Below are 24,931 nucleotides of genomic sequence, written 5' to 3' on the forward strand. Positions count from 1 at the left end.
GGGCCGGACGCGCGAGGCGGGGTGCCCGAGCGCGGGCAGGCCGCTCCCCGAGCGTGGCGGGGGCGCCCCCAGAGCGGCCAGGTTGGCGTCCGGCAGGCCGGCGCGCGGGGGGCCGGGGAAGCTGCCCAGGTCGGCCAAGTCGTGATCGTCTGGTGGACAAAGTCGGTTTGGATTTTCGGCCGGTCGGGCACTTAGCGGTCACGACAGGAAGCACACAGACCGTGTGTCGGACATTCTTAGAAGGAGGGCGACCGTGGAGCTCACCGTGTGGGGCATCATCACTGCGCTCGTTGTTGGTCTCATCGTCGGCGCGCTCGGCCGCCTGGTCGTCCCGGGTCGGCAGAACATGCCCATGTGGCTGCACCTGCTGATCGGTGTGGGCGCCGCCCTGCTGGGCACGGTACTGGCGCGGGCGATCGGCATCGCCACCGAGACCAACGGCATCGACTGGGGCGAGCTGCTGGTGCAGGTCGTCGTCGCGGCCATCGCGGTCGCGCTGGTGGCTGGTGTGGGTCGTCGCCGCAGCGTCACCCGATAACAACCCGGTATCACCTGGTTGCATCGCACCGCTCGCAGAAGAGCGCCCGGCCATCGGCCGGGCGCTCTTTCGTGCTGGACTGCCCGACTTCGGCGGGATGCCACGGCGTCACGGGCCGGATGGCTGCGGTACGGTCGCGACACCTCCCACTGTCGTAAAGGAATTCTTCGTACTAAGGTGCGGCGGAGAAGGTTAGTTCCAAGCGGCGCGAGGGGAGAAGTGGCGTGAACAGGTGGAAGCGGCTGGCCCCGGTCACCGCCATGGTGGCCTCGGCCGCGATGGTGCTGACCGGCTGCGGGGGCTCCGGGGACGAGGCGTCCGACGACAGCAAGCTCACGGTCTGGATGATGGGCGAGGGCGGCGACGCGCAGAACACCTTCCTCGACTCGGTCGAGACCGAGTTCCGCCAGAAGCACCCCGACACCGACGTGGTGGTCCAGTACATTCCCTGGCTCGAGGCGCCCAAGAAGTTCCAGGCCGCGCTCGCCGGCGGTGAAGGGCCGGACATCACCGAGCTGGGCAACACCGAGACCCAGGGCTGGGCGGCCCAGGAGGCGCTCGCCGACGTGACCGGGCGGATGGGCGGCTGGGCCGACGGCAAGGACCTGCTGCCCGACCTGGTGCGCAACGCGCAGCTCGACGGCAAGCAGTACGGCGTGCCCTGGTACGCGGGCGTGCGGGCGATCTACTACCGCACCGACTGGTTCGCCGAGGCCGGCGTTCAGCCGCCGAAGACCTGGGACGAGCTGGTCACCGTGGCCAAGGCCGTGCAGGCGAAGAAGCCGGGCACCTACGGCATCGCGCTGCCGGGCAACTCCGAGCTGCCCTTCTACTCATTCCTCTGGGGCGCTGGCGGGGAGATCGCCACCAACCAGGGCGGCACCTGGAAGTCCGGCTACACGACGCCGGAGGCGCAGCGGGCCGTCAAGTACTGGACCGACCTGGTGACGGTGCACAAGGTGGCCCCGCCGGCCGCGGCCGGCTGGAACGAGATCGACGCGCGCACCCAGTTCGCCACCGGCAAGGCCGCGATGGCGTTCGCCGGTAGTTGGCAGCAGGGCGCCATCAAGAAGGACAACCCGGAGATCGAGAAGGTCTGGGGTACGTTCCCGATCCCCGGCCCGGACGGCAAGGCCGCGCCCGGTTTCGCGGGCGGCTCGGACGTGGCGATCTGGAAGGACAGTGAGCGTCAGGACCTGGCCTGGGACTACCTGACCGTGCTGCTGAACAAGAAGAACTCGCAGAGCTTCGCGAGCAGCCTCGGCTTCTTCCCGGTCTACCAGGATCTGGTCGCCGGTGACACGTACGCCAACGACAAGGTGATGGCGGCGTTCGCGACCACCATGCAGAACACCAAGCTCACGCCGCTCACCCCGAAGTGGGTGGAGGTCAGCCGGACGAAGACGGTGACCCAGGCGATGAACAGCTCGGTCATGAAGGGTCAGAAGACGGTCGAGAAGGCTACCGCCGACGCGGCCGGCGAGATGGAAAGCATCCTCAACGCCAAGTGACCACGCTGACCGAGGTGCCGGAGGCGGCCGCCGCGCGGGAGACCCCCGCGCGGCGGCGTCGCCGGGTGGACCGCCTGCCCTACCTGCTGCTCCTGCCCGCCCTGCTGATCATCGGGGTCCTGCTGCTCTGGCCGCTCGGTCAGGTGGTGGGGATGTCCTTCTATCGCCTCAACAGCGTCCGGCAGTTACGCGGCGACCGGGAGTGGCCGTGGGTGGGGCTCGGCAACTACACCGACATCCTCTCCGATCCGTTCTTCCTGACCGTGCTGCGCAACACGGTCCTGTTCGCCCTGGCGAACGTGCTGCTCACCATGGTCCTCGGCACCCTGGTCGGGCTGCTGCTCAACCGGCTCGGCCGCAGGATGGCCACCTTCGTGGCCAGTTGCGTCATGCTCGCCTGGGCGACCCCGGCGTTGACCGGCACGATCGTCTGGAAGTGGATTTTCGACGACACGAGCGGCCTGGTCACGTGGCTGTTCAACGCGCTGCCGGACGGTCTGTCGAACACCCTGTTCGGTCGTAGCGACTGGACCGGCTACGGGTGGTTCAACTCGCCGCTGCTGTTCTTCGCCATCCTCACGCTGGTGGTGGTCTGGCACTCGTTCCCGTTCATCGCGGTGAGCGTCCTCGCCGGCCTGAAGAGCGTGCCGAGCGAGTTGCACGAGGCGGCCCGGGTGGACGGGGCGAGCCCCTGGCGGGTCTTCTGGAAGATCACCTTCCCGCTGTTGCGCCCGGTCTTCGGCATCCTGATCGTGCTCTCCACCATCTGGGACTTCAAGGTCTTCACCCAGCAGTTCGTGCTGGCCGGCGGCACCCAGGACCGGCCGACGTTCATGCTCTCCATCTACTCGTACGCCGAAGCCTTCTCCCCGCCGCCGAAGTACGGCCTCGGCGCGGCCATCGCGGTGATCCTCACGCTGATCCTGCTGGTGGTCACCGGCTTCTACGTACGGATGGTGCTCAGGCAGGAGGACGAGTCGTGAAGAAGATCGCCCTCAACGGCGCCGGGCTGCTGGTCGCGCTCTTCGCGGCGTTCCCGGTCTACTGGATGATCTCCACCTCGCTGAAGCCGAGCAGTGAGATCTTCTCGTCCACCCCGCAGCCGGTGCCGGCCCACCCCACGTTGGCGCACTACCGGGAGATCCTCACCGGCAACCTGATCCCGGGCGTGAGCTTCCTCGACTTCTTCCTCAACAGCGCGATCGTCGCGGTCTCGACGGTGGTGCTCAGTGGTCTGGTCGCCCTGCTCGCCGCGACCGCGGTGGCCCGGTTCCGGTTCAAGCTGCGGACCAGCTTCCTGATCATGCTGCTGGTGGTGCAGATGATCCCGCTGGAGGCGCTTGTCATCCCGCTCTTCCTGATGATCCAGCGGCTCGGGTTGTACAACACGCTGCCCAGCCTGATCCTCACGTACCTCGGTTTCTCGTTGCCCTTCGCGGTCTGGATGCTGCGCGGCTTCGTCGCGGCGGTGCCCAAGGAACTGGAGGAGGCGGCGGCGATCGACGGCGCGAGCCGGGCCCAGACGTTCCGCCGGGTGCTGTTCCCGCTCGTCGCGCCCGGCCTGGTGGCGACCAGCATCTTCTCCTTCATCACGGCGTGGAACGAGCTGATCTTCGCGTTGACGTTCATCAACGACCAGGGCCGCTACACGCTGCCGGTGGCGATGACCTTCTTCTTCGGGCGCGACGACACGAACTGGGGACCGGTGATGGCCGCCTCCACCCTGTTCACCCTGCCGGTCATCATCTTCTTCCTGCTGGTGCAGCGACGGATGGTCTCCGGTCTGGTGGCCGGCGCCGTCAAGGGCTGACCGCCGTCCGCCGCTACGCTGGCCGTCATGACGGGCAGGGTGGCAGCGGTGAACCTCGGCATCGTGACCGAGGCGGAATGGGCCGGCGACGCGAGCGGTCGCAGCGGCATCGACAAGCGGCCGGTCGACGGACCGGTGTCGCTGCTCGTCGAGGGCCTCGCCGGCGACTTCATCGCCGAACGGGCCCATCACGGCGGGCCGGACCAGGCCGTCTACGCGTACGCCGAGGAGGACGCCGCGTGGTGGTCGGCCGAGATCGGCCGGTCGATCCGCTCGGGCGGCTTCGGCGAGAACCTGACCACCTACGCGGTGGACGTGACCGGTGCGGTCATCGGCGAGCAGTGGGCGGTCGGCACGGCGGTGCTCCAGGTGACGATGCCGCGTACCCCGTGCACGACGTTCGCCGGCTTCTGGGGGGTGCCCGACCTGATCCGGCGCTTCACCGTGCGCGCCACGCCGGGGGCGTATCTGCGGGTGTTGCGCGAGGGGGAGGTGGGCGCCGGCGACCCGGTCGAGGTGGTGGAACGCCCCGCGCACGGGGTGACCATCGGCGAGGTGTTCCGGGCGACCAGCCTGGAGCCGGAGTTGCTGCCCCGGCTGCTCGATGCGGAGGATCTGCCGGAGAAGATCCGGGAGAAGGCCCGCCGCCGGCTCGCCGGACGCGGCTGAAACGTGAGGAAGGCCCCCTGCGGACAGGGGGCCTTCCTCACGGGCGGCCGATCAGCGCAGCCAGGGGATGTTGCGGTCCAGCAGACCGCGCTCCTTGAGTTCCTTGCGCAGCGGGATCTCGTCGTCGACGTACCCGTCCCAGTTGATGCCCCAGTAGTTGGCGGTGTGGGTGCCCTCACCGATCAGCTGGCGCTGTACGGGCGTGCGGTTGCGGTACCACTCGCCGTTCACGTCCGGGTGCAGCTCGTCCAGCGGGCGGATCCACCGGTAGGTGTAGCCGACGAACAGCATCTTGCGGGTGATGGTCGACAGGTTCGTCGACCGGGAGTGCCACTGCCGGCGGTCGAAGATGAAGGCGTCGCCCGGGTTGGCGGTGATCTCCACCGTGCCCTCCGGGTCCGGGTTGTGCACGCTGAGGTCCTTGGGCCGGTCCAGCGAGTTCCACAGGTGGCTGCCCGGGATGACCTTGGTGGCGCCGCGGCCGGTCTCGGAGAGGTCGGACAGCACGTACGCGACCTTCAGCGAGAACATCGGGCGGGGCAGGTTGGGGTCCATCGTCTCCGGGTCGGAGTTCTGCCGGTACCCGTCCTGGTGCCAGCCCCAGTAGGGCTTCTCCGGCTCGAGCGCCGGCGGGGTGACGTCCAGGTGGTTGTGGTGGGTGTAGATGTTCCAGCCGGCCAGCCCCCACATGTACGGGAAGGCGATCGGGTGGGTCAGCAGCTCGCCGAAGAGCTCGTCGCGCTCCAGGAAGCCCAGCAGGTGCAGGGTGCCGTCCTTCTTGGTGGTGCCCTTGGCCTGCTCCTCCGCGTAGACGCGGTCGACCGCCGCCTCCAGCGCCGCCCGGTGGTCCTCCGTCAGGACGTTGCGCAGCAGGAGGAAGCCCTGCTCGTGGAACTCCTTGCGGTCAGTGTCGCTGATCGGTTCGTAGCCGGTCCGGTCGCCGTAATCGAACACCGCGTCGTACCCCTCCCCATGAGGTGAAACCTTTTCTGGCACAGGCCGCCGATCGTAACGCGACTGTCCAGGCAGCGGGGAGGGTGTGCGGCATGGGCGGACCCGGGTCGGACCATGTGCAGCGGGTCCGCTGCGTACGGTGACATATCTGTGATCAATTAGGTGTCATGTGGGGCGATGTCCGATTGTGCGGTGACTGCCGGTTAAGAGATCCGGGTAGCTCACCCCTCGGCGAAGACCTCCGCCAGCACCTGCCCCGCGGGACCCTGCTGGCCGTCCACCCGACCCCACGTGCCGTCCCGGGCGGTCCACTCCAGGTTGCCGAAGCGGACCCGCTTCACACCGTGGTCCTGCGCGTGCGAGACCAGCCAGTGCGCGTACCGCCAGCCGTCGCGCTGGTCGGCCGCGGGCACCGCCAGCCCGGTCAGGTCGGCCGGGTCGGTGCCGGACAACCCCCAGTCCAGCTTCAGGTTGCGGGTCAGCTGCGCGGCCGCGGTCGCGCCCCGCATCACCGGGGTACGCCCCACCGTGCAGGCGACGGCGCTGGTGGCCTCGCCCAGCAGTGCCCGGCTGAGCACCTCGGACTCGTCGGCCCACTTCTGGTACGCCTCGGGGAACGCCGAACGCTGCACCCGCTGGGCGGCGTCGGTGACGCGCATCTCCTCCCAGCCGCGCACCTTCTTCAGCGCCGCGTAGAAGCGGTTCGCCGCGTACCGCGGGTCGCGGATCTGCGCCTGGCTGCCCCAGCCCTGGCTCGGCCGCTGCTGGAACAGGCCGACCGAGTCACGGTCGCCGTCGGCGAGGTTGCGCAGCCCCGACTCCTGGTACGCGGTGGCCAGCGCGACCACCACGGCCCGCTCCGGCATCCCCCGCTGCGCTCCGATCGCCGCGATGGTCGCCGCGTTGGCCATCTGGTCGGCGTCCAGCGCCACCCGACCGTCGGCCTGGACTGTGCACTTGCGCGCCAGGGGCAACTGCAGACGGTCCCCGGCCTGCCGTACGACGAGCCAGACTCCGATCACGGCGACAAGGATGAGCACCACTCCACCTGCCACGGCTGCCCGAGTTCGCACCCACACCCCCTGATCGACACAGTTCGACAAGCGTACGTCCCCGTTGGCGCCGTCCGGGTCGTCCGACCGGTTCTGGGTCGGCTCTGCCGGCGCGTACCGATCGGGAACTTCCCGGTTCGGCGCGGATCTCACCTGCCGCGTCGACCCTGGCTGGCCTGTCTGCCGGGTCACTGGATCCCGGGCGCAGGGAAGTGATTGACGGGTCAAGGACTTGAGTGGTTGACACGTCAATCACGGAAGCCGGCCGCCCACCGGGCGACGCCTTCCGGCCCCGCAAGGAGGAGTTCAGATGGGAACGATGGACGGCAAGGTAGTGCTCATCACCGGCACCGGCGGCGGTCTCGGCCGCGTCTCGGCGCTGGCGTTCGCACGCGAGGGCGCCAAGGTCGTCGGGGCCGACCTCCAGGTCGACGGCAACAACGAGACGGTCGAGCTGGTCCGCGCCGCCGGCGGTGAGATGACCGGCATCGCGCCGGTCGACCTCACCGACCCGGAGCAGGTACGCACCCTCGTCGAGGACGCCGCCGCGGCCTACGGCGGGCTCGACGTGGTCTACAACAACGCGGCCGCGCTGCGCTTCGGCCCGGTGCCCGACTTCTCCGTGGAGGACTGGCGCTACACCATCAACGGCGAACTCGACATTCCCTACTTCGTGTCGAAGTTCGCCTGGCCGCACCTGGTCCAGCGCGGCGGCGGCGTCATCATCAACGCCGCCTCGATGGCCGGAATGATCGGTGGTCACGTCCCCCCGATGGTCGGCCACACCGCGGCGAACGCCGGCATCATCGGCATGACGCGGCAGCTGGCGCTGGAGGGCGCGCCGCACGGGATCCGTTCGGTGGCGGTCAGCCCCGGACCCATCCTCACCCCGGCCAGCGAACGCGACCTGGGCGACAACCAGGCGGCCCGGGACGCCATCACCAGCAAGACGCTCCTCAAGCGCTTCGCCCGCCCCGAGGAGGTCGCCGAGCTGGTGGTCTTCCTGGCCTCCGACCGGGCGTCGTACATCACCGGGGCGAACTACCCGGTCGATGGCGGCGCGAGCGCCTGGTGACCCGACCGGAAACCGGGACGCCGCCAACCACAGGCGGCGTCCCGGTGGTCGCCGGGCCCCGGTCCTACCCGGAATGAGCACCGTGGTCCGCGTCCAGAGCGGCCACCCATCGAGTCAATCTCTTCTCCCGGAACGCGGTGACCCCCTCGCGCCCCTCGTCGGACAGGAAGTAGCCGGTCGAGAGAGCGGACAGCCGGGCCAGGTCACCGCGCAGCTCGGCGGTACCCGGCCGGCGCAGCAACTCCTTCGCGCCGGCCAGCGCGCCGGGCGCGCCGCGCACCAGCGAGTCGCAGTAGCCCCGGACCGCCTCGTCCAGCCCGTCCGCCGGCACGGAGGCCGTGACCAGGCCGATCTCGGCCGCCCGCCGACCGTCGAAGGTGTCCCCGGTCAGGTACAGCTCGGCGGCGGCGCGCGGGTGCAGCCGCGGCAGCACGGTCGCCGAGATCACCGCCGGGATCACCCCGATCCGTACCTCGGTGAACGCGAACGTCGCCTCGTCGGCGCAGACCGCCAGATCGGCGGCGGCGATCAGGCCCAGCCCACCGGCCCGCGCCGGCCCGCCCACCCGGGCCAGCACCGGCTTCGGGCACTCCCAGAGCGCGGCGAGCACGTCCCCCAGCATCCCGGCGGGCACCGTCCCGCTGGCGTACGCCGCGGCGGTCTCCTTCAGGTCGGCCCCCGAGCAGAAGACCGGGCCGGTGTGGCCGAGCACGATCACCCGGACCGCGTCGTCGGCGACCGCGTCGGCGAGTCCCGCCAGCAGCTGGGTCATCAGGCCGGTGGAGAGCGCGTTGCGGTTGTGCGGGCTGTCCAGGGTGAGGGTGGTCACCCCACGGGCCGTGGCGACCCGCACGAGGACGTCGGGAGAGGTCATGCCGGGCACACTAGTGGCCATGCCCGGCGTCCTTCCAGATGGTGAGACCGTCCCCGTCGACGGATCGCTGCCCGCCACCGCCACCGCGGCGGTCGGCGCGCGCGGCTTCGGCGTGTACGTCCACGTGCCGTTCTGCGCCAGCCGCTGCGGCTACTGCGACTTCAACACCTACACGGCCGCCGAGCTGGGCGGCGGCGCCAGCCGCGAGGGGTACGCCGACACCGTGCTGGCCGAGCTGGCGCTCGCCGCCCGGGTGCTCGGCGACAACCCGCCGCCCCGGGTCGACACCGTCTTCGTCGGCGGCGGTACGCCCACCCTGCTCCCCGCCGACGACCTGGCCCGCATCCTCGAGGGCATCGACCGCGCCTGGGGGCTCGCCACCGACGCCGAGGTGACCACCGAGGCCAATCCGGAATCGGTCACCCCGGAATCGTTGAAGCTGCTGCGGTCCGCCGGCTACACCCGGATCTCGCTGGGCATGCAGTCCGCCTCCCCGGGGGTGCTGGCGATCCTGGACCGCAGACACAGCGCCGGTCGGGCCACCGCCGCCGCCCTGGAGGCACGCGACGCCGGGTTCGAGCACGTCAACCTCGACCTGATCTACGGCACCCCGGGGGAGCGGGCCGAGGACTTCGCGGCCTCGCTGGAGCAGGTCGTCGCCGCCGGGGTGGACCACGTCAGCGCGTACGCCCTCATCGTCGAGGACGGCACCCGACTCGCCGCGCGGATGCGCCGCGGCGAACTGCCGTACCCCAGTGACGACGTCGCCGCGGATCGCTACCTGGCGGCGGAGGCCGCCCTCGACGCGGCCGGGCTGTCCTGGTACGAGGTCTCCAACTGGGCGCGCACGGACGCGGCCCGGTGCCGGCACAACCTGCTCTACTGGACCGGCGCGGACTGGTGGGGGCTGGGCCCGGGGGCGCACAGCCACGTCGGCGGGGTGCGCTGGTGGAACGTCAAGCACCCGTCGGCGTACGCCCAGCGGCTGGCCGCCGGCGCGTCTCCCGGGCTGGCCCGGGAGGTGCTCACCACCGACGAGGCGCACATGGAGGACGTCATGCTCCGGCTGCGGCTCGCCACCGGCCTGCCACTGGCGGTGCTCGACGCCACCGGGCGGGCCGGCGCCGAACGGGCGCTGGCGCCGGACTGCTGGACGCCGAGAGGTACGCGGCGGGCCGGGCGGTGCTCACCCTGCGCGGCCGGTTGCTCGCCGACGCCGTGGTCCGCGACCTGCTGCCCTGAGCCGGCCCGCTGCCCCGACCGGCGGCGGCGGTGCGCCGGACCGGCCGGGGGAGCGGCGGCCCGGGTCACTTGATGAAGCTGGCGGAGAGCGGGTAGCGGTAGAGCTGCCCCTCGTTGGCCTTGATGCCGGCGATGATGCCGAACACGGCACCGAGGATCACGGCCGCCGCGACCGGGATGAACCCGATCACGATGCAGGACAGCACCCAGCCGACCAGGCCGATGATCGACCAGATGAGCTGGAAGTTGAGTGCCCCCACGGCGTGCGCGCGGACGGTGGGGGACGCGTTGCCCCGGGCCAGCAGCGCCACCAGCGGGCCGATCCAGCCGAGCACACCACCGCTGACGATCATCCCGGCGGCCCCGCCGAAGTGCGCGACCAGCGCCCAGGTCTTGTCCTCGTTGTTGGCGTAGCCGCCGCCGGGGCCGCCGTAGGCGCCACCGGTCGGATAGCCGCCACCGGGGTGACCACCGGCCGGGGGATAGCCACCGGGCGGGTAGTTGCCCGGCGGAGGGTAGCCGCCCGACGGCGGTTGGTCACCGGTGGGCGGCGGATAGCCACCGGGCGGGGGATAGCCGCCCGGGCCGGACGCCCCGGACAGTGGTGCGGTGGGTGGCTCGGCCGATGGGGACGAGCCCGGTGAGGTCGGCTCCGGCGGGTAGGTGCCGGGGTCTCCCGCTCCGGGAGGGCGAGGAGGTTCAGTCATGGCTGTCACGGTAGGGGCCGTTGGCAACGCCGCACCAGAGCGACACCGCCCGGCTGGGCGGACCGATCGGCCCGAGCGGGGTGGTGCGTGCCGCACCGACGAGCTGTCGTTGATCATCGCGCCGGCGGGGGCGCCGACGTAGACTGGCACTCGTTACAGTCGAGTGCCAGGACGGTCCGCCGGCTTGAGGTCGCGCCGGCGGCCGACGTGCGACAGGAGGTGCGGAGGATGGGTCTCGACGACCGCAAGCTCGCCGTGCTCCGCGCCATCGTCGAGGACTACGTCTCCACCCAGGAGCCGGTCGGCAGCAAGGCGCTGGTCGAACGGCACCAGCTCGGGGTCTCCCCGGCCACGGTCCGCAACGACATGGCCGTGCTCGAGGAGGAGGGCTACATCCGCCAGCCGCACACCAGTGCGGGGCGGGTGCCCACCGACCGCGGCTACCGGCTCTTCGTCGACCGGTTGTCCCGGGTGAAGCCGCTCAGTCCGGCCGAGCGCCGGGCCATCGAGCGTTTCCTGGTCGGCGCGGTCGACCTCGACGACGTGGTGCACCGCACCGTACGGCTGCTCGCCCAGCTGACCAGGCAGGTGGCCGTCGTGCAGTACCCGAGCCTGGCCCGCTCCTCGGTGCGGCACCTGGAGCTGGTGCCGATCTCCACGACCCGGTTGATGCTCGTCATGATCGCCGACACCGGGCGGGTGGAGCAGCGGCTGGTGGAACTGCCCGGGCCGGTGCCCGCCGACGACGTCACCGACCTGCGCCGGCTGGTCAACGAGAAGCTCGCCGGCGCCCGCCTGTCGGACACGCCGCCGCTGGTGCAGGCGCTGGTCGACGAGGCGCCGGCCGAGCTGCGTCCGACGATGGCCACCCTCGCCTCGGTGCTGCTGGAGACGCTGGTCGAGCGGCACGAGGAACGGATCGCGCTGGCCGGCACCGCCAACCTCACCCGGGGCGGCCTGCTGGACTTCCAGGGCTCGCTGCGGCCCATCCTGGAGGCGCTGGAGGAGGAGGTCGTGCTCCTCAAGCTCATCGGCGAGACCGAGCCGAGCACGACCCGGGTGCTGATCGGCGACGAGAACGAGTTCGACAACCTGCGCGCCGCCTCGGTGGTCAGCACGGGGTACGGCCCGGGCGCCACGATCGTGGGCGGCCTGGGGGTGCTGGGGCCCACCCGGATGGACTACCCCGGCACCATCGCCACGGTGCGCGCCGTGGCACGCTACGTGGGCGAGCTGCTGGCCCAGAACTGACCAGTCAGGGCCGACGGCCGGCTGCGGCCGCCGGTCGGCGCAACGCGAGACGAACATGAGGACACGGAACGCAGTGGCCAGGGACTACTACGGCATCCTCGGTGTGAACCGGGAAGCCTCCGATGACGAGATCAAGCGCGCCTACCGCAAGCTGGCGCGCCAGTTCCACCCGGACGTCAATCCGGACCCGGAGGCTCAGGAGAAGTTCAAGGACATCAACGCCGCGTACGAGGTCCTCTCGGACGACCGCAAGCGGCAGATCGTCGACCTGGGTGGCGACCCGCTCGCCCCGGGTGGCGGCGGTGCCGGCGGCCCGGGTGGCCCCGGTGGGGCCGGCCCGTTCGTCGGTTTCCAGGACATCATGGACGCTTTCTTCGGTGGGGCGGCCGGTGGGGCCCGTGGCCCGCGTCCGCGTACCCGGCCGGGCGCCGACGCGATCCTCCGACTCGAACTGGACCTGCACGAGACGGCGTTCGGCGTCGAGGCCCCGATCACCGTCGACACCGCCGTGCTCTGCACCACCTGCTCCGGTGCCGGCACGGCCGCCGGCACCCACCTGGCGACCTGCGAGGCGTGCGGCGGCCGGGGTGAGGTGCAGTCGGTGCAGCGCACCTTCCTCGGCCAGGTGGTTTCGGCACGGCCGTGCACCGTCTGCCAGGGCTACGGCACCACGATCCCGCACCCCTGCCCCACCTGCGCCGGTGACGGCCGGGTGCGTACCCGCCGCTCACTGACCGTCAAGATCCCGGCCGGGGTCGAGGACGGCATGCGGATCCGGCTGGCACAGCAGGGCGAGGTCGGCCCGGGTGGCGGCACCGCCGGTGATCTCTACGTGGAGATCCACGAGCGCCCGCACGACGTGTACTCCCGCAAGGGCGACGACCTGCACTGCCGGGTGACCGTGCCGATGACCGCGGCGGCGCTGGGCACCCGACTCACCATCAAGACGCTCGACAGCGAGGAGACGGTCGACGTCAAGGCCGGCACCCAGCCGGCCAGCACGCTGCGGCTGCGCGCCCGCGGGGTGCCGCACCTGCGCGGCACCGGCCGAGGTGACCTGTACGTGCACCTCGACGTGCGGACGCCCACCAAGCTGGACCCGGACCAGGAGCGGATGCTGCGCGACTTCGCGAAGACCCGTGGTGAGGAGGTCGCCGAGCTGTCCAAACAGGGCGGCTTCTTCTCCCGGATGCGCGACGCGTTCAACGGGCACGCCTGAGGTGTCCGCGCCGCTGTTCCTGGTCGAGGCGCTGCCCACCGGCGACGCGTTGACCCTGGACGGCCCGGAGGGGCACCACGCCGCCACCGTGCAACGGCTGCGGGTCGGCGAGGCGTTGCTGCTCGCCGACGGGCGGGGCGGCACGGCCGCCGCCGTGGTCACGGCCGTCGGCCGGGGCAGCCTGGAGGTCACCGTCACCTCCCGGGGGTACGCGGACGCGCCGGTACCCCGGATCGTCACCGTGCAGGGCATCGCCAAGGGTGACCGGGGCGAGTTGGCCGTGCAGGCGATGACCGAGGTCGGGGTGGACGAGATCGTGCCCTGGGCGGCGTCCCGCTCGGTGACCCAGTGGCGCGGTGACCGGGGCGTACGGGCCCGGGAGAAGTGGGTGGCCACCGCCCGGGAGGCGGCCAAGCAGGCCCGCCGGCCGTGGCTGCCGGTGGTGGCCGGGGCGCCGGACGAGTCCACCGCGACCGTCGCCCGTCGGATCGCCGGCGCCGCCGCCGGGTTCGTGCTGCACGAGGAGGCCGACGAGCGGCTCACCACCGCCGAGCTGCCCTCCACCGGCGAGATCGTCCTGGTGGTCGGTCCGGAGGGTGGCATCGCCCCGGCCGAGCTGGCCGCGTTCCATGAGGCCGGCGGCCGGCCGGTGCGGCTCGGGCCGGCGGTGCTGCGCACCTCGACGGCCGGAGTGGCGGCGCTCAGCGTGCTCGCCACCCGCCTCGGCCGCTGGTGATCCCGCGTCGGGTGCGCGTCGTCGGTCAGGGGCGGGGGAAGACCGGCACCGGCTCCTCCTCCGGCCGCAGGTCCAGCCCGGCCGGCCCGATGATCTGCGGGTCCGGCGTGCCGACCACCTCGGGGTCCTTGCCGGCGTAGTCGAAGCGGTGCAGCACGTGCCGCATCGCCTCGATGCGGGCTCGCTTCTTGTCGTTGCTCTTCACGACCGTCCACGGCGCGTCGGCCGTGTCGGTCCAGAAGAACATCGCCTCCTTCGCCTCGGTGTACTCGTCCCACCGGTCGAGCGAGGCGATGTCCATCGGGGACAGCTTCCACTGCCGGACCGGGTCCACCTGGCGGATCGCGAACCGGGTCCGCTGCTCGTTCTGCGACACCGAGAACCAGAACTTGACCAGCCGGATGCCCGAGCGCACCAGCATCCGTTCCAACTCCGGGGCCTGACGAAGGAACTCCAGGTACTCCTTGCGGGAGCAGAAGCCCATCACCCGCTCGACGCCGGCCCGGTTGTACCAGGACCGGTCGAACAGCACCATCTCGCCGGCCGCCGGCAGGTGCGCCAGCCACCGCTGGAAGTACCACTGGCCGGACTCCCGCTCGTCCGGCTTGGCCAGCGCCACCACGGAGGCGCCGCGCGGGTTGAGGTGCTCCATGAACCGCTTGATGGTGCCGCCCTTACCTGCCGCGTCCCGACCCTCGAAGACGATCACCAGTCGCTCGCCGGACTCCTTGATCCAGTCCTGGAGCTTGAGCAGTTCGATCTGGAGCAGTCGCTTGTCGCGGTCGTACTCGTCGCGGTCCATCCGCTCGTCGTACGGGTAGTCCTCGCGCCAGGTCTGCACGGGGGTGCCGTCCGGGCGCAGCAGGACGGGATCGTCGTCGTGGCCGTCGGCCACCCGGTAGTCGGCGGTGAGGTCCAGCAGCGCGGAGTCGGCCATGTCGGTGGGACTTACCCGCCCACGTGCCGCCAGCCACCTTCCGGGACCGGGAATTCCGGGTGGTGTCGGGGTCAGCTACGCAGGTAGGAGGCGCCGTTGAGGTCGACGATGGTGCCCGACGCCCACTCGGCCAGTGGCGAGGCCAGCCAGTGCACCGCGGCAGCGATCTCCTCCGGACGTGCCACCCGGTCGAACGGGCTCTGTGCGCGGATCGCCGCGCCGCCCTCGCCGCCCAGGTGCCCGGCGACCATGTCGGTCGCCACGAAGCCCGGCGCGACGGTGGCCACCGCGATGCCGTACGGCGCGAGCGCCACCGCGAGGGACTGGCCCAACGCGTTCAGTCCCGCCTTGCTGGCCCCGTACGCCGGCTGCTGCGGCTCACCCCGGAACGCGCCCCGGGACGAGACGTTGACGATCCGACCCCCGCGCTCGCGCATGTGCTGCGCGGCGCACCAGGTGACGTTGCCCGCGCCGGTCAGGTTGGTCTCCAGCACCTGCCGCCAGCGTCGTTGCCACTGCTCGTAGGAGGCGCCGAAGATCGGGTGCGGGTCGTCCCGGTCGCCGTACGTCCCGGCGTTGTTGACCAGCACGTCGAGCCCGCCGAGCAGCTCGGCCGCCCGGTCGACCATCAACCGGACCGCGTCCGGGTCGGCGAGGTCGGCGCGGACCACCACGTGCCCCGCGCCGGGCAGCTGGGCGCGCACCTGCTCGGCCGCGTCGGCGGAGTCGCGGTGGTGGATCGCCACCCGGTCCCCGCTGGCCGCGAACGCCTCCGCCACCGCCCGGCCGATGCCACGCGAAGCCCCTGTCACGAGTACCGCCCGATCCGTCATGCCGGCCATCCTGCCGTAGCCGTTTCCTCCTTACACTGCCCGGATGGGATCCGACTGCCTGTTCTGCCGCATCGTCGCCGGGGAGATCCCGGCCACCGTGGTCCGGGAGACCGCCACCACCCTCGCCTTCCGCGACATCACCCCGAAGGCGCCGGTGCACATCCTGGTCATTCCGAAGGAGCACTACGCCGACGTCGCCACCCTCGCCCAGGGCGACCCCGGACTGGCCGCTGAGGTGCTGGCCACGGCCGCCGACGTCGCCGACGACGAGGGGCTGCTCGGCGACGGTTTCCGGCTGATGTTCAACACCGGGACGTACGGCGGGCAGGAGGTGTTCCACGTGCACGCGCACCTGCTCGGCGGCGCGCCGCTCGGCCCGATGCTCGCCCGGGACCTGGCGTGACGGCCAACCGCGACGTGCCCGACCGGTTGGGCCGGCTGGTCCGGCGGGTTCAGGCCGACGCCCGGGTGCCCGCGGTGTCGGTGGCGCTGCACCGGGCCGATCGGCCGCTGTGGAGCTGCACCGTCGGCGACACCGGCACCGACAGCCCGCTGGGGCCCGGCACCCAGTTCCGGATCGGCTCGGTCACCAAGACCTTCACCGCGGTGCTCACCCTCCAGTGCCGCGACGACGGCCTGCTGGACCTGGACGACCCGGTAAGCCGGCACCTGGACGTGCCGGCGCACGGTGAGCTGACCGTCCGCCGCCTGCTGTCGCACACCGGTGGGCTGCAACGCGAGCCGTTCGGCGACGTCTGGGACACCCTGCGCGCACCGGACGACGCTCGGCTGATGGCGGAGCTGGACCGGGCCGAGCGTGTGCTGCCGCCGGCCCGGCGATTCCACTACTCCAACCTCGGCCCGGCCGTGCTCGGCCAGCTGGTCGCCCGGCTGCGTGGCGGCAGTTGGGCCGAGGTGCTCGCCGAGCGGGTCCTGACGCCGCTGGGGCTGGCCGACACCACCCCGGCCCCCGGGCCGGCGGCGGCGACCGGGTTCCTCGTCGACGCGTACTCCGACGAGGCGCACCCGGAGACACCGACCGATTTCGGCGCGGTCGGCCCGGCCGCCCAGCTCTGGAGCACCGCGTCGGACATGGCCCGCTGGGCCGCGTTCCTGGCCGACCCGGCGGCGCTCGACCCGCCCGGCGCGGTGCTCGCCCCGGACACCCTGGACGAGATGCGCTGGCCGTTGACCACCACCGACGAGACGCTCTGGGCCGCCGGGTTCGGGCTCGGGCTGATCCTCGTGCCGCAGGGCGAGCGGGTGGTGCACGTGGGGCACGACGGCGCCATGCCCGGTTTCCTGGCCGCCGTGTACGGGCGGCGCGGCGGCGACGGCACGGCCGGCGCGATGGGCGCCGCGGTGCTCGGTTCCTCCGGTACGGCGGCGGAGCTGTTCGACCTGCCGCACAAGCTGCTGGCCGAGGCGGTCGAGCACGACCCGGCCGAGATCGAGCCGTGGCGGCCCGGCGAGCCGGCGCCGGCGGCCCTGCGGGGCCTGCTCGGCCGTTGGTGGGCGAGGGCTCCGAGTACGTCTTCTCCTGGCACGACGGCACCCTCCAGGCGCGCGGGGCACGGGACCCGGCACGCCGCCCGCCGGCGGTCTTCGCCCCGCTGCCGGACCGCCCGGACGTGTTCCGCACGGTCTCCGGGCGGGAGGCCGGCGAGCTGCTGAGGCTGACCCGCGACGACGCCGGCACGGTGATCCGGATGCACTGGGCGACGTACCGGTTCACCCGCCACCAGGAGACGTTCGACCGGTACGACTTCCGGGCCGGGAGTTGATCGCCGGCCAGCGGAAATGGGCGCGATGCGCCCCGCGTTGAACCGATACGATGGGTACAACGTCCGCACGCCGCGCCACCAGGGGCCGGCGCCGAGATCGAGAGCAGGTGCGCAGGGCCCTTCGGCCCAACTTATGACCGGCACCCCACCTCCCGGCCCGCCCCGGGTGCAGACCAGGATCACCGTGCCCGACCCGAAGATCATGGTCAACCTGCTCGGCGCGGGTGACGAGATTCTGCGACTCGTCGAACGCTCGGTCACCAGTGACGTGCACGTCCGTGGCAACGAGATCACCATCACCGGCGCCCCGGCGGACAACGCCCTCGCCGAGCGGGTCTTCACTGAGCTGCTCGAACTCATCGAGAAAGGCGAGACCCTGACCACTGACGCCGTCCGGCGTACCGTCGGCATGCTCGAGCAGGGCAGCGCCGAGCGGCCCGCCGAGGTCCTGACCCTCAACATCCTCTCCCGGCGCGGGCGCACCATCCGCCCCAAGACGCTCGGGCAGAAGCGGTACGTCGACGCCATCGACTCGCACACCATCGTGTTCGGCATCGGTCCGGCCGGTACGGGCAAGACGTACCTGGCGATGGCGAAGGCCGTCCAGGCGTTGCAGGCCAAACAGGTCAACCGGATCATCCTGACCCGGCCGGCCGTCGAGGCCGGCGAACGACTGGGCTTCCTGCCCGGCACGCTGAACGAGAAGATCGACCCGTACCTGCGCCCGCTCTACGACGCGCTGCACGACATGCTCGACCCGGAGACCATCCCGAAGCTGATGGCCGCCGGCACGATCGAGGTCGCCCCGCTGGCGTACATGAGGGGCCGCACGCTCAACGACGCGTTCATCATCCTGGACGAGGCGCAGAACACGACGCCCGAGCAGATGAAGATGTTCCTCACCCGGCTCGGCTTCAACTCCAAGATCGTCGTCACCGGTGACGTCACCCAGGTGGACCTTCCCGGCGGGACGACCAGCGGTCTACGGGTGGTCCGGGAGATCCTGGAGAACGTCGAGGACGTGCACTTCGCCCAGCTGTCCAGCTCCGACGTGGTCCGCCACCAGCTGGTCGGGCAGATCGTCGACGCGTACGCCCGCTGGGACGCCGAGCGGGAGACCCAGCAGGCGCAGGGCGTCCACGCCGTGCCCGGGCGTCCCGCCCAGGGTGGCCGAGCCGGCCGCCGCCGCTAAAGCAGAGGAAAGCAGTTGTCCATCGAGATCGCCAACGAGTCCGGTGTCGACGTCGACACCGACGCCGTGCTCGCCGTCGCCCGGCACGCACTCGACGAGATGGGGGTCAACCCCCTCGCCGAGCTGTCCGTGCTGCTGGTCGACATCGACTACATGACCGAGCTGAACCACCGCTGGATGGGCGGCGACGGCCCGACCGACGTGCTCGCGTTCCCCATGGACGAGGGCAGCGTCGACCACGGCCCGGGCGAGTCCGCCCCGGCCGGTGGGGAGCCGGCCCTGCTCGGTGACATCGTGCTGTGCCCCGAGGTGGCGGCCAAGCAGGCGGCCACCGCCGGGCACGCCCCGGCGGACGAGCTGCACCTGCTCACCGTGCACGGGGTGCTGCACCTGCTCGGCTACGACCACGCGGAGCCGGAGGAGGAGCGGGAGATGTTCGCGCTCCAGGCCCGACTGCTGGCGAGCTGGCGGTCGACCCGCACCCAGTGATGTCCACTCCTCCGTTACTGGCGGCCGGCCCCACCGCCGGCCTTCCCGATGTGCAGCTGATCGTCTTCGCGGCCGGCCTGGTGGTGCTGGCCGGCGTGATCGCGATGACCGAGGCGGCGCTCGCCGCGGTTTCTCCGGCCCGGGCCGCCGAACTGGCCCGGGACGGCGTACGCGGTGCCCGCACCCTCCAGGCGGTGGCCGGCGACGTGGTCCGGCACCTCAACCTGCTCCTGCTGTTGCGGCTGCTCGCCGAACTGACCGCCACCACGCTGGTGGCGCTTGTCGCGGTGGACAGCTTCGGCGCCGGCTGGCGGGCCGCGCTGGTCACCGCCGGCGCGATGACCGTGGTCAGCTTCGTGGTGGTCGGGGTCGCCCCGCGCACCATCGGGCGGCAGCACGCGTACGCCGTGGGTCGGGCGGTGGCGCCGCTGGTCCGCTGGCTGGGCCGGGCGCTCAACCCGCTCGCGTCGCTGCTGATCCTCATCGGCAACGCGGTCACCCCGGGGCGCGGCTTCCGGGAGGGCCCGTTCGCCACCCAGGTGGAGTTGCGTGAGCTGGTCGACCTGGCCGAGCAGCGCGGCGTGGTCGAGCACGGCGAACGTCAGATGATCCACTCGGTCTTCGCGCTCGGCGACACCATCGCCCGTGAGGTGATGGTGCCGCGGACGGAGATGGTGTGGATCGAGGAGGGCAAGACGCTCGCGCAGGCGCTGGCGCTCTTCCTGCGGTCCGGTTTCTCCCGCATCCCGGTGATCGGCGAGAGCGTCGACGACGTGCTGGGCGTGCTCTACCTCAAGGACCTGATCCGGCGGTCCCGGGGCGGTGACCCGTCGGCCGAGCAGTTGCCGGTGGCCGAGCTGATGCGCCCGGCGACCTTCGTACCCGAGTCGAAGCCGGTGGACGACCTCCTGTCGGAGATGCAGGCGGCCCGCAACCACCTGGTCATCGTTGTCGACGAGTACGGGGGCACCGGTGGCCTCGTCACCATCGAGGACATCCTGGAGGAGATCGTCGGCGAGATCACCGACGAGTACGATGTCGAACGCCCTCCGGTCGAACGCCTGCCCGACTCCTCGGTGCGGGTCACCGCCCGCCTGCCGGTGGAGAACCTGGGCGAGCTGTTCGACACCGACCTGCCCACCGACGAGGTGGAGACGGTCGGTGGTCTGCTCGCCCAGTCGCTCGGGCGGGTGCCGATCCCCGGCGCGGAGGTCGAGGTGGCCGGTCTCCGACTCGTCGCCGAGGGCACCACCGGCCGGCGCAACCGGATCGACACGGTCCTGGTCAGCCGGGCGGAGTCGGGCGACGAGCAGGACACCAGCCCCGGGGACGACCAGGGCCACAACCGCGACGAGGAGAGGCAACCCGCAGATGCCTGAGACACCCGCCACGCCCACCGCCCGGCCCACCCCCACCGCGCCGGCCCCGTTGAGCACCGAGGACGCGAAGCTGGTCGTCCTGGCCCGGGGAGCCCGTGGGCGGGTCGCGGCGGTGGAGGGCGCCGCGGTCCGGGACCAGGACGGCCGGACGTACGCGGCGGCCAGCGTCGCCCTGCCCTCGCTGACCCTCACCGCGTTGCAGTTGGCGGTGGCGTCGGCGGTGGCGGCCGGTGCGAGTCGGCTGGAGGCGGCGGTCGTGGTGACCGAGGCGTCGACGCTGGACGGCGCCGGCCACGCCGCCGTTCGTGACCTCGCCGTGGACGCGCCGATCCACGTGGCCGCGCCGGACGGCACCGTGCTCGGCACGGTGACCCAGTGAGCCCCGTGCAGGATCCGCAGGCGCGCCCGTACCGGGCCGGGTTCGGTTGCTTCGTCGGACGGCCCAACGCCGGCAAGTCCACGCTGACCAACGCCATCGTCGGCACCAAGATCGCGATCACCTCGAACAAGCCGCAGACCACCCGGCACGTCATCCGGGCCGTGCTGCACCGTCCGGATTCGCAGCTGGTCCTGGTCGACACGCCGGGCCTGCACCGTCCGCGTACGCTGCTGGGCGAGCGCCTCAACGACCTGGTCCGGTCGACCTGGACCGAGGTCGACGTGATCGGCCTCTGCATCCCGGCCGACGAACCGGTCGGGCGGGGTGACCGTTTCATCTCCGGTGAGTTGGCCGAGCTGAAGGCGACCGTGCTGGCGGTGGTCACCAAGACCGACCTGGTGGACAAGCGCCGGCTGGCCGAGCAGTTGCTCGCGGTCAGCGAGATGGGGGAGTTCGCCGAGATCGTGCCGGTGAGCGCCGTGTCCGGGCACCAGGTGGACACGCTGGTCGACGTGATGACCAGTTACCTGCCGCCGTCGCCGCAGCTCTACCCCGACGACATGCTCACCGACGACCCTGAGCAGGTGCTCGTCGCGGAGCTGATCCGGGAGGCCGCCCTGGAAGGTGTCCGCGACGAGTTGCCGCACTCGATTGCGGTGGTGGTCGAGGAGATGATCCCCGAGGGTCAGGTCATGAAGATCTACGCCGACCTGTACGTGGAACGACCCAGCCAGAAGGCGATCGTCCTCGGCCACAAGGCGAGCCGACTCAAGGAGGTCGGCACCACCGCCCGCAAGCAGATCGAGGAGTTGCTCGGCAGCCGGGTCTACCTGGACCTGCACGTGCGGGTGGCGAAGGACTGGCAGCGCGACCCGAGGCAGCTGCGCAAGCTGGGCTTCTGATCCACCACGCCGGCCGGACCGGGACACTCCGGTCGGGTCGCGACCGCGCTGGCGACGTACTCCATGATCGTCTTCGGTCGTGTCGATGGGGAGATTCACGTTCGGTCGGGGTGCCGGCCGTTTGGTGGCGGCACCGCGCAGGGTAGGGGAGGTACGCCCCGCGTCCCCGACCCAGATGCAGGCTGATGCGCAACAGGTATCTCGATCTGCTCCGTTTCCTGGCCATCGTTCGAGTTGTCGTCTACCACGTCACCGGGTGGGCGACCCTCACTCTCGTCTTCCCTGCCATGTCGGTGATGTTCGCGCTGGCCGGCTCGTTGATGGCCGCATCGCTCACCCGGTCCGGCCCGGTCGCGGTCGGTCGTCGGCTGCGTCGGTTGCTGCCGTCGCTGTGGGTGCTGGCGGCGGTCTTCGTACCGGCCATGCTGTTCAGCGGGCTGGCGGTGAGCCCCCGGCTGCTGCTGTGGCTGTTCCCCATCGCCGATCCGCCGGCCAACAACTGGGGCGCCATCGCGCTGAGCATCATCTGGTACCTGCGCGACTACCTGTGGTTCGTGCTCGCCTCACCGGTGGCGTTCTGGCTGTTCCGCAAGGCCCCACTGCCCACTCTGCTCGCCCCGTACCTCCTGTTGGTGACCGTCGAGGTGGGCATCTACCCGGCGCCGCCGGTGCTGCGCGAATTCGGTCTGTACTTCGGCGCGTGGCTGCTCGGGTTCGCCCACCACGCGGGGATGCTGCGCCGCCTCGCCGGCCGGGTGCTGTACCCGCTGGCGCTGGCGCTCGCGACAGCCGGCGGCGCGTGGATCGTCGCGCATCCCGGTCCACGCGGGTACGACCTCAACGACAACCACCTCGGCAACGCTCTCTGGTCCGCGGCGTTCATCCTGATCGTGCTCGGTCGGGGGCCGGCCGACATCACCTGGCTGGGGCGCAGCCGGCTGGCCGACCGGGCGGTGACCGTGCTCAACCGGCGCGCGCTGACGATCTACCTCTGGCACATGCCGTTCGTGGTGGCGCTGACCCCGCTGGTCGACGTGGTCGGCTGGTCCCACCGGAACCCGCTGGGGTTGGCCATCCGGGTGCTGCTGGTCTTCGCGCTGGTCGGGGTCGTCACCCTGGCCGTCGGCTGGGTCGAGGACGTCGCCGCCCGACGGCTACCGGAGCTGATCCCGGGCGGCCCGCCGGTGCCGGCCGAGTCGGCTGGTCGGTCCGGTGCCGGGTCGGCTGGTCGGTCCGGTGCCGGGTCGGCTGGTCGGTCCGGCGCCGAGTCGGCTGGTCGGTCCGGTGCCGGGCCGGTTGGGCGCGCCGTCGGATCGGCCGCGGTGCCGGCGCAGCGGGTGGCCGGGGAGGCGGCCACCGTCGACGTCACCGCTGGTTGATCCGAACGTTGCCGCTGCCGGCCGAACCGTCGAGCACCAGGGACGCCGCCGGGTCGTCGGCGACGGTCACCTGGGTGTCGCCGGAGCCGGCGCTGGAGCGCACCCGGTAGCTGCCCGCCGGCACCAGCATCGTCACGTCTCCGCTGGACGCGTGCGCCCGCGCCGCGGCGGGCTTGTCCAACTCGACGGTGACGTTGCCGGAGCCGGCCTCGGCGTCCGTCGCGCCACCGAGCCGCCGCGCGGTGATGTCACCGGACCCGGCGCGCAGGCGGACCGCCGCGCCGGCCTCGCTGACGTCGATGTCGCCGGAGCCGGTCTCCACCCCGACCGCGCCCGTGGCGCCGGCGATCCGCACGTCACCCGAGCCCAACCGGAGGTCCACCGCACCGACCCGGCTCAGGTCGACGTCACCGGAACCGGACTCCCCCTGCACGGTCACGCCCTCCGGCACGGTCACCTCGTAGGAGACGGTGCACCGACTGCCGCAGTCGGTGTCCAGGACCAGCTCGCTGCCCTTGATCTCGTACCGGGCCTTGGGCTCGCCCCCCTGGTACCGCACCACCCGCTTGATCCGCGCCTCACCCGCCGGCCCGGTGCCCCGGACCATCATGTCGCCGGAGCCCCCCAGCATCCGGATCGTGGTGATCTTCACCGCCTCGGTGTCGTCGTAGTCGAGCCGGCGGAACGAGAGGTTGTCGCACCCGGCGAGCAGGATGAGGGTGGCGGCCATCCCCAGCGCGACGGGGGCCGTGGCGCGACGGCGAACGGCTGCGGTGGTTTCGAGCAGTGCCATGGCCAGCACGCTACGGCCGAGCACGAGTCGGGCGCATCGGGGTTCATCCGCGCGTCCACCCCGAACCGACCCTGATTTCACACCCCGAGGGAGAATGGTCCGATGGCCGGGTACCGCCGACAGCTCTACCGCGACGACGCGGTGGTGCTGCGCGTACAGAAACTCGGCGAGTCCGACCGGATCATCACCCTGCTCACCCGCCGGCACGGCCGGTTGCGCGCGGTGGCCCGGGGGGTTCGTCGCACCATGAGCAAGTTCGGTGCGCGGCTCGAACCGTTCGGCCACGTCGACCTGCAACTCGCCGGCGACCCGAAGGGCAACCACGGCAGCTCGCTGCACACGGTCAGCCAGGTCGAGGGCATCGACCTGTACGGCAAGCGGTTCCTCGGCGACTATCCCCGCTACACGGCGGCCAGCGCCATCGCCGAGACCGCCGAGCGGCTGACGCCGGTGGAGCGGGAGCCCTCGCTGCGACTGTTCCAGCTCACCGTGGGCGCGTTGAAGGCGCTGTCCCGAGGCGAGCACGCCACCACCCTGGTGCTCGACGCGTACCTGCTGCGCGGGATGGCCCTCGCCGGCTGGGCGCCGGCGTTGACCGCGTGCGCGGTCTGCGGCACCGTGGCGCCGGTCAGGAGGGCCTGAGCCGACCGGCTCCGGCCGTGGCGGGAAGGGGTGATCTGGTGAGGGGCGACCTGGACGAGACGCTGGCCCGGCTGGCTCGGCGCGAAGAGGCGCTGCGTCGGCGGGCCAACGACCGTGACGACAGCACACCACCGCCGGGTCCGGTCGGCGGACCGGTCCACCACGCGAGCGGCCACACCGACCCCCGCAACGCCGGGCCGGGCCGGCACGATGCCCGACACGCGGGGCGGGACGTCCCCGACGAGCCGGCCGGCTGGGGCCCGGTCGAGGAGGTTGCCGAGGCGGTCCGTCAGGTCGTCGACGCCCACCCGGGGCTGGCGGTGACCGTCCGCGTCGAGCACGCCGGGCGGACGTACCCGCTGCGGGTTTCCTGGGACGGCCCGCACGTCACGGTCGGCCCGGAGCCCCCGGCGACGCCGGTGGAACCCCCGCCGGCCTGGCCGATGTCGGGACGGACGGTGCCGGCGTGGGCACCGGGCCCGGACGGGTTGACCCCGGACCCGGCGGCCCGCCTGGCCGAGTTGATCCGGCGGGACCCGTCGCTGCTCGACGAGTTGGACCCGCGGCGCTGACCAGACGCGGAA

24 protein-coding genes and 3 pseudogenes are annotated in these 24,931 nt (G+C 71.9%); 20 read left to right on the forward strand and 7 right to left on the reverse strand.

Annotated features, from left to right (window positions below; all coding sequences use genetic code 11):
• Positions 1-253 precede the first annotated feature (253 nt).
• The 5 genes from JNW91_RS10500 to JNW91_RS10520 all read left to right on the forward strand — a co-directional run bounded on the left by JNW91_RS10500 (position 254) and on the right by JNW91_RS10520 (position 4,528).
• Complete coding sequence (locus JNW91_RS10500; RefSeq protein WP_203174689.1) at positions 254-538, forward strand: GlsB/YeaQ/YmgE family stress response membrane protein; 285 nt, start codon at positions 254-256, stop codon at positions 536-538.
• Positions 539-762: 224 nt separating this feature from the next.
• Positions 763-2,049 (forward strand): sugar ABC transporter substrate-binding protein, encoded by a 1,287-nt coding sequence (locus JNW91_RS10505; RefSeq protein ID WP_203174690.1) that lies wholly within the window; start codon positions 763-765, stop codon positions 2,047-2,049.
• The gene (locus JNW91_RS10510) at positions 2,046-3,032 is read left to right on the forward strand and encodes a carbohydrate ABC transporter permease (RefSeq protein ID WP_203174691.1); all 987 of its coding nucleotides are present in this window, start codon (positions 2,046-2,048) and stop codon (positions 3,030-3,032) included. Before JNW91_RS10505 ends, JNW91_RS10510 begins: the two co-directional genes overlap by 4 nt.
• Complete coding sequence (locus JNW91_RS10515) at positions 3,029-3,859, forward strand: carbohydrate ABC transporter permease (RefSeq protein ID WP_203174692.1); 831 nt, start codon at positions 3,029-3,031, stop codon at positions 3,857-3,859. Before JNW91_RS10510 ends, JNW91_RS10515 begins: the two co-directional genes overlap by 4 nt.
• A gap of 27 nt (positions 3,860-3,886) precedes the next feature.
• Positions 3,887-4,528: an MOSC domain-containing protein gene (locus JNW91_RS10520; RefSeq protein ID WP_238424735.1), complete on the forward strand. Its 642-nt coding sequence runs from the start codon at positions 3,887-3,889 to the stop codon at positions 4,526-4,528.
• A 51-nt stretch (positions 4,529-4,579) separates the two neighbouring features.
• Here JNW91_RS10520 and JNW91_RS10525 read toward each other — a convergent pair whose 3' ends face one another.
• Positions 4,580-5,482 carry a phytanoyl-CoA dioxygenase family protein gene (locus JNW91_RS10525; protein WP_203174693.1) on the reverse strand — a complete coding sequence of 301 codons (903 nt, stop codon included), beginning with the start codon at positions 5,480-5,482 and terminating at the stop codon, positions 4,580-4,582.
• 221 nt (positions 5,483-5,703) lie between these two features.
• Positions 5,704-6,561: a hypothetical protein gene (locus tag JNW91_RS10530; RefSeq protein WP_203174694.1), complete on the reverse strand. Its 858-nt coding sequence runs from the start codon at positions 6,559-6,561 to the stop codon at positions 5,704-5,706.
• Between the two features lie 283 nt (positions 6,562-6,844).
• Here JNW91_RS10530 and JNW91_RS10535 point away from each other — a divergent pair, with 283 nt between their 5' ends.
• The gene (locus JNW91_RS10535) at positions 6,845-7,609 is read left to right on the forward strand and encodes an SDR family NAD(P)-dependent oxidoreductase (protein WP_203174695.1); all 765 of its coding nucleotides are present in this window, start codon (positions 6,845-6,847) and stop codon (positions 7,607-7,609) included.
• Positions 7,610-7,673: 64 nt separating this feature from the next.
• On the opposite strand, the gene JNW91_RS10540 is transcribed toward JNW91_RS10535, so the two are convergent.
• Positions 7,674-8,483 (reverse strand): enoyl-CoA hydratase-related protein, encoded by an 810-nt coding sequence (locus tag JNW91_RS10540; RefSeq protein WP_203174696.1) that lies wholly within the window; start codon positions 8,481-8,483, stop codon positions 7,674-7,676.
• A gap of 19 nt (positions 8,484-8,502) precedes the next feature.
• Between JNW91_RS10540 and hemW the strand changes: the two are divergent.
• Positions 8,503-9,725, forward strand: a pseudogene (gene hemW / locus JNW91_RS10545) (radical SAM family heme chaperone HemW).
• A 65-nt stretch (positions 9,726-9,790) separates the two neighbouring features.
• On the opposite strand, the gene JNW91_RS10550 reads toward hemW, so the two are convergent.
• Complete coding sequence (locus JNW91_RS10550; RefSeq protein ID WP_203174697.1) at positions 9,791-10,432, reverse strand: DUF4870 domain-containing protein; 642 nt, start codon at positions 10,430-10,432, stop codon at positions 9,791-9,793.
• A 228-nt stretch (positions 10,433-10,660) separates the two neighbouring features.
• Between JNW91_RS10550 and hrcA the strand changes: the two genes are divergently transcribed.
• The 3 genes from hrcA to JNW91_RS10565 all read left to right on the forward strand — a co-directional run bounded on the left by hrcA (position 10,661) and on the right by JNW91_RS10565 (position 13,638).
• Positions 10,661-11,683 carry a heat-inducible transcriptional repressor HrcA gene (gene hrcA, locus JNW91_RS10555; RefSeq protein WP_203174698.1) on the forward strand — a complete coding sequence of 341 codons (1,023 nt, stop codon included), beginning with the start codon at positions 10,661-10,663 and terminating at the stop codon, positions 11,681-11,683.
• A 73-nt stretch (positions 11,684-11,756) separates the two neighbouring features.
• Entirely contained in the window at positions 11,757-12,902 is a 1,146-nt protein-coding gene (gene dnaJ, locus JNW91_RS10560) for a molecular chaperone DnaJ (RefSeq protein WP_203174726.1), read from the forward strand.
• 1 nt (position 12,903) lies between these two features.
• Entirely contained in the window at positions 12,904-13,638 is a 735-nt protein-coding gene (locus JNW91_RS10565; RefSeq protein WP_203174699.1) for a 16S rRNA (uracil(1498)-N(3))-methyltransferase, read from the forward strand.
• A 25-nt stretch (positions 13,639-13,663) separates the two neighbouring features.
• Here the strand turns inward: JNW91_RS10565 and ppk2 are convergent, their stop codons facing one another.
• The gene (gene ppk2, locus JNW91_RS10570) at positions 13,664-14,575 is read right to left on the reverse strand and encodes a polyphosphate kinase 2 (protein WP_203174700.1); all 912 of its coding nucleotides are present in this window, start codon (positions 14,573-14,575) and stop codon (positions 13,664-13,666) included.
• A 71-nt stretch (positions 14,576-14,646) separates the two neighbouring features.
• Positions 14,647-15,408, reverse strand: a complete 762-nt coding sequence (locus JNW91_RS10575) for an SDR family NAD(P)-dependent oxidoreductase (protein ID WP_203174701.1) — start codon at positions 15,406-15,408, stop codon at positions 14,647-14,649.
• A gap of 43 nt (positions 15,409-15,451) precedes the next feature.
• On the opposite strand from JNW91_RS10575, the gene JNW91_RS10580 reads away from it, so the two are divergent.
• The 8 genes and pseudogenes from JNW91_RS10580 to JNW91_RS10615 all read left to right on the forward strand — a co-directional run bounded on the left by JNW91_RS10580 (position 15,452) and on the right by JNW91_RS10615 (position 22,912).
• Positions 15,452-15,811: a histidine triad nucleotide-binding protein gene (locus tag JNW91_RS10580; protein ID WP_203174702.1), complete on the forward strand. Its 360-nt coding sequence runs from the start codon at positions 15,452-15,454 to the stop codon at positions 15,809-15,811.
• A pseudogene (locus tag JNW91_RS10585) lies at positions 15,808-17,192 on the forward strand (serine hydrolase domain-containing protein). The gene JNW91_RS10580 and the pseudogene JNW91_RS10585 overlap by 4 nt, the downstream one beginning before the upstream one ends.
• Before the next feature lie 133 nt (positions 17,193-17,325).
• Positions 17,326-18,384, forward strand: a complete 1,059-nt coding sequence (locus JNW91_RS10590) for a PhoH family protein (protein WP_203174703.1) — start codon at positions 17,326-17,328, stop codon at positions 18,382-18,384.
• A 15-nt stretch (positions 18,385-18,399) separates the two neighbouring features.
• Positions 18,400-18,873, forward strand: a complete 474-nt coding sequence (ybeY, locus tag JNW91_RS10595; RefSeq protein ID WP_030491788.1) for an rRNA maturation RNase YbeY — start codon at positions 18,400-18,402, stop codon at positions 18,871-18,873.
• Positions 18,849-20,252 (forward strand): hemolysin family protein, encoded by a 1,404-nt coding sequence (locus tag JNW91_RS10600; protein ID WP_203174727.1) that lies wholly within the window; start codon positions 18,849-18,851, stop codon positions 20,250-20,252. The genes ybeY and JNW91_RS10600 overlap by 25 nt, the downstream gene beginning before the upstream one ends.
• Positions 20,245-20,631 carry a cytidine deaminase gene (locus tag JNW91_RS10605; protein WP_203174704.1) on the forward strand — a complete coding sequence of 129 codons (387 nt, stop codon included), beginning with the start codon at positions 20,245-20,247 and terminating at the stop codon, positions 20,629-20,631. The genes JNW91_RS10600 and JNW91_RS10605 overlap by 8 nt, the downstream gene beginning before the upstream one ends.
• Positions 20,632-20,636: 5 nt before the next feature.
• A complete protein-coding gene (era, locus tag JNW91_RS10610; RefSeq protein WP_407664306.1) occupies positions 20,637-21,533 on the forward strand; it encodes a GTPase Era in 897 nt (298 codons plus the stop codon).
• Between the two features lie 185 nt (positions 21,534-21,718).
• Positions 21,719-22,912 carry an acyltransferase family protein gene (locus JNW91_RS10615; RefSeq protein WP_203174706.1) on the forward strand — a complete coding sequence of 398 codons (1,194 nt, stop codon included), beginning with the start codon at positions 21,719-21,721 and terminating at the stop codon, positions 22,910-22,912.
• Here the strand turns inward: JNW91_RS10615 and JNW91_RS10620 are convergent.
• Positions 22,899-23,705 carry a DUF4097 family beta strand repeat-containing protein gene (locus JNW91_RS10620; RefSeq protein ID WP_203174707.1) on the reverse strand — a complete coding sequence of 269 codons (807 nt, stop codon included), beginning with the start codon at positions 23,703-23,705 and terminating at the stop codon, positions 22,899-22,901. The two genes, JNW91_RS10615 and JNW91_RS10620, sit on opposite strands and share 14 nt — an antisense overlap.
• Positions 23,706-23,807: 102 nt before the next feature.
• Between JNW91_RS10620 and recO the strand changes: the two are divergent.
• Positions 23,808-24,323: pseudogene (recO, locus tag JNW91_RS10625) on the forward strand (DNA repair protein RecO); the annotation flags it as partial.
• A 62-nt stretch (positions 24,324-24,385) separates the two neighbouring features.
• A complete protein-coding gene (locus JNW91_RS10630) occupies positions 24,386-24,919 on the forward strand; it encodes a hypothetical protein (RefSeq protein WP_203174708.1) in 534 nt (177 codons plus the stop codon).
• Positions 24,920-24,931: the final 12 nt, after the last annotated feature.

The organism is Micromonospora parastrephiae (genome assembly GCF_016802865.1).
Taxonomy (GTDB): Bacteria; Actinomycetota; Actinomycetes; order Mycobacteriales; family Micromonosporaceae; genus Micromonospora; species Micromonospora parastrephiae.

What these genes read in the sequence shown, in the direction of transcription:
- JNW91_RS10620 (WP_203174707.1), bottom strand. Translation starts at nt 23,705, where the DNA reads ATGGCACTGCTCGAAACCACCGCAGCCGTTCGCCGTCGCGCCACGGCC.
- JNW91_RS10605 (WP_203174704.1), top strand. Translation starts at nt 20,245, where the DNA reads ATGCCTGAGACACCCGCCACGCCCACCGCCCGGCCCACCCCCACCGCG.
- JNW91_RS10550 (WP_203174697.1), bottom strand. Translation starts at nt 10,432, where the DNA reads ATGACTGAACCTCCTCGCCCTCCCGGAGCGGGAGACCCCGGCACCTAC.
- JNW91_RS10590 (WP_203174703.1), top strand. Translation starts at nt 17,326, where the DNA reads ATGACCGGCACCCCACCTCCCGGCCCGCCCCGGGTGCAGACCAGGATC.
- ppk2 (WP_203174700.1), bottom strand. Translation starts at nt 14,575, where the DNA reads ATGGCCGACTCCGCGCTGCTGGACCTCACCGCCGACTACCGGGTGGCC.
- JNW91_RS10520 (WP_238424735.1), top strand. Translation starts at nt 3,887, where the DNA reads ATGACGGGCAGGGTGGCAGCGGTGAACCTCGGCATCGTGACCGAGGCG.
- JNW91_RS10575 (WP_203174701.1), bottom strand. Translation starts at nt 15,408, where the DNA reads ATGACGGATCGGGCGGTACTCGTGACAGGGGCTTCGCGTGGCATCGGC.
- JNW91_RS10540 (WP_203174696.1), bottom strand. Translation starts at nt 8,483, where the DNA reads ATGACCTCTCCCGACGTCCTCGTGCGGGTCGCCACGGCCCGTGGGGTG.
- JNW91_RS10615 (WP_203174706.1), top strand. Translation starts at nt 21,719, where the DNA reads ATGCGCAACAGGTATCTCGATCTGCTCCGTTTCCTGGCCATCGTTCGA.
- hrcA (WP_203174698.1), top strand. Translation starts at nt 10,661, where the DNA reads ATGGGTCTCGACGACCGCAAGCTCGCCGTGCTCCGCGCCATCGTCGAG.
- JNW91_RS10535 (WP_203174695.1), top strand. Translation starts at nt 6,845, where the DNA reads ATGGGAACGATGGACGGCAAGGTAGTGCTCATCACCGGCACCGGCGGC.
- JNW91_RS10580 (WP_203174702.1), top strand. Translation starts at nt 15,452, where the DNA reads ATGGGATCCGACTGCCTGTTCTGCCGCATCGTCGCCGGGGAGATCCCG.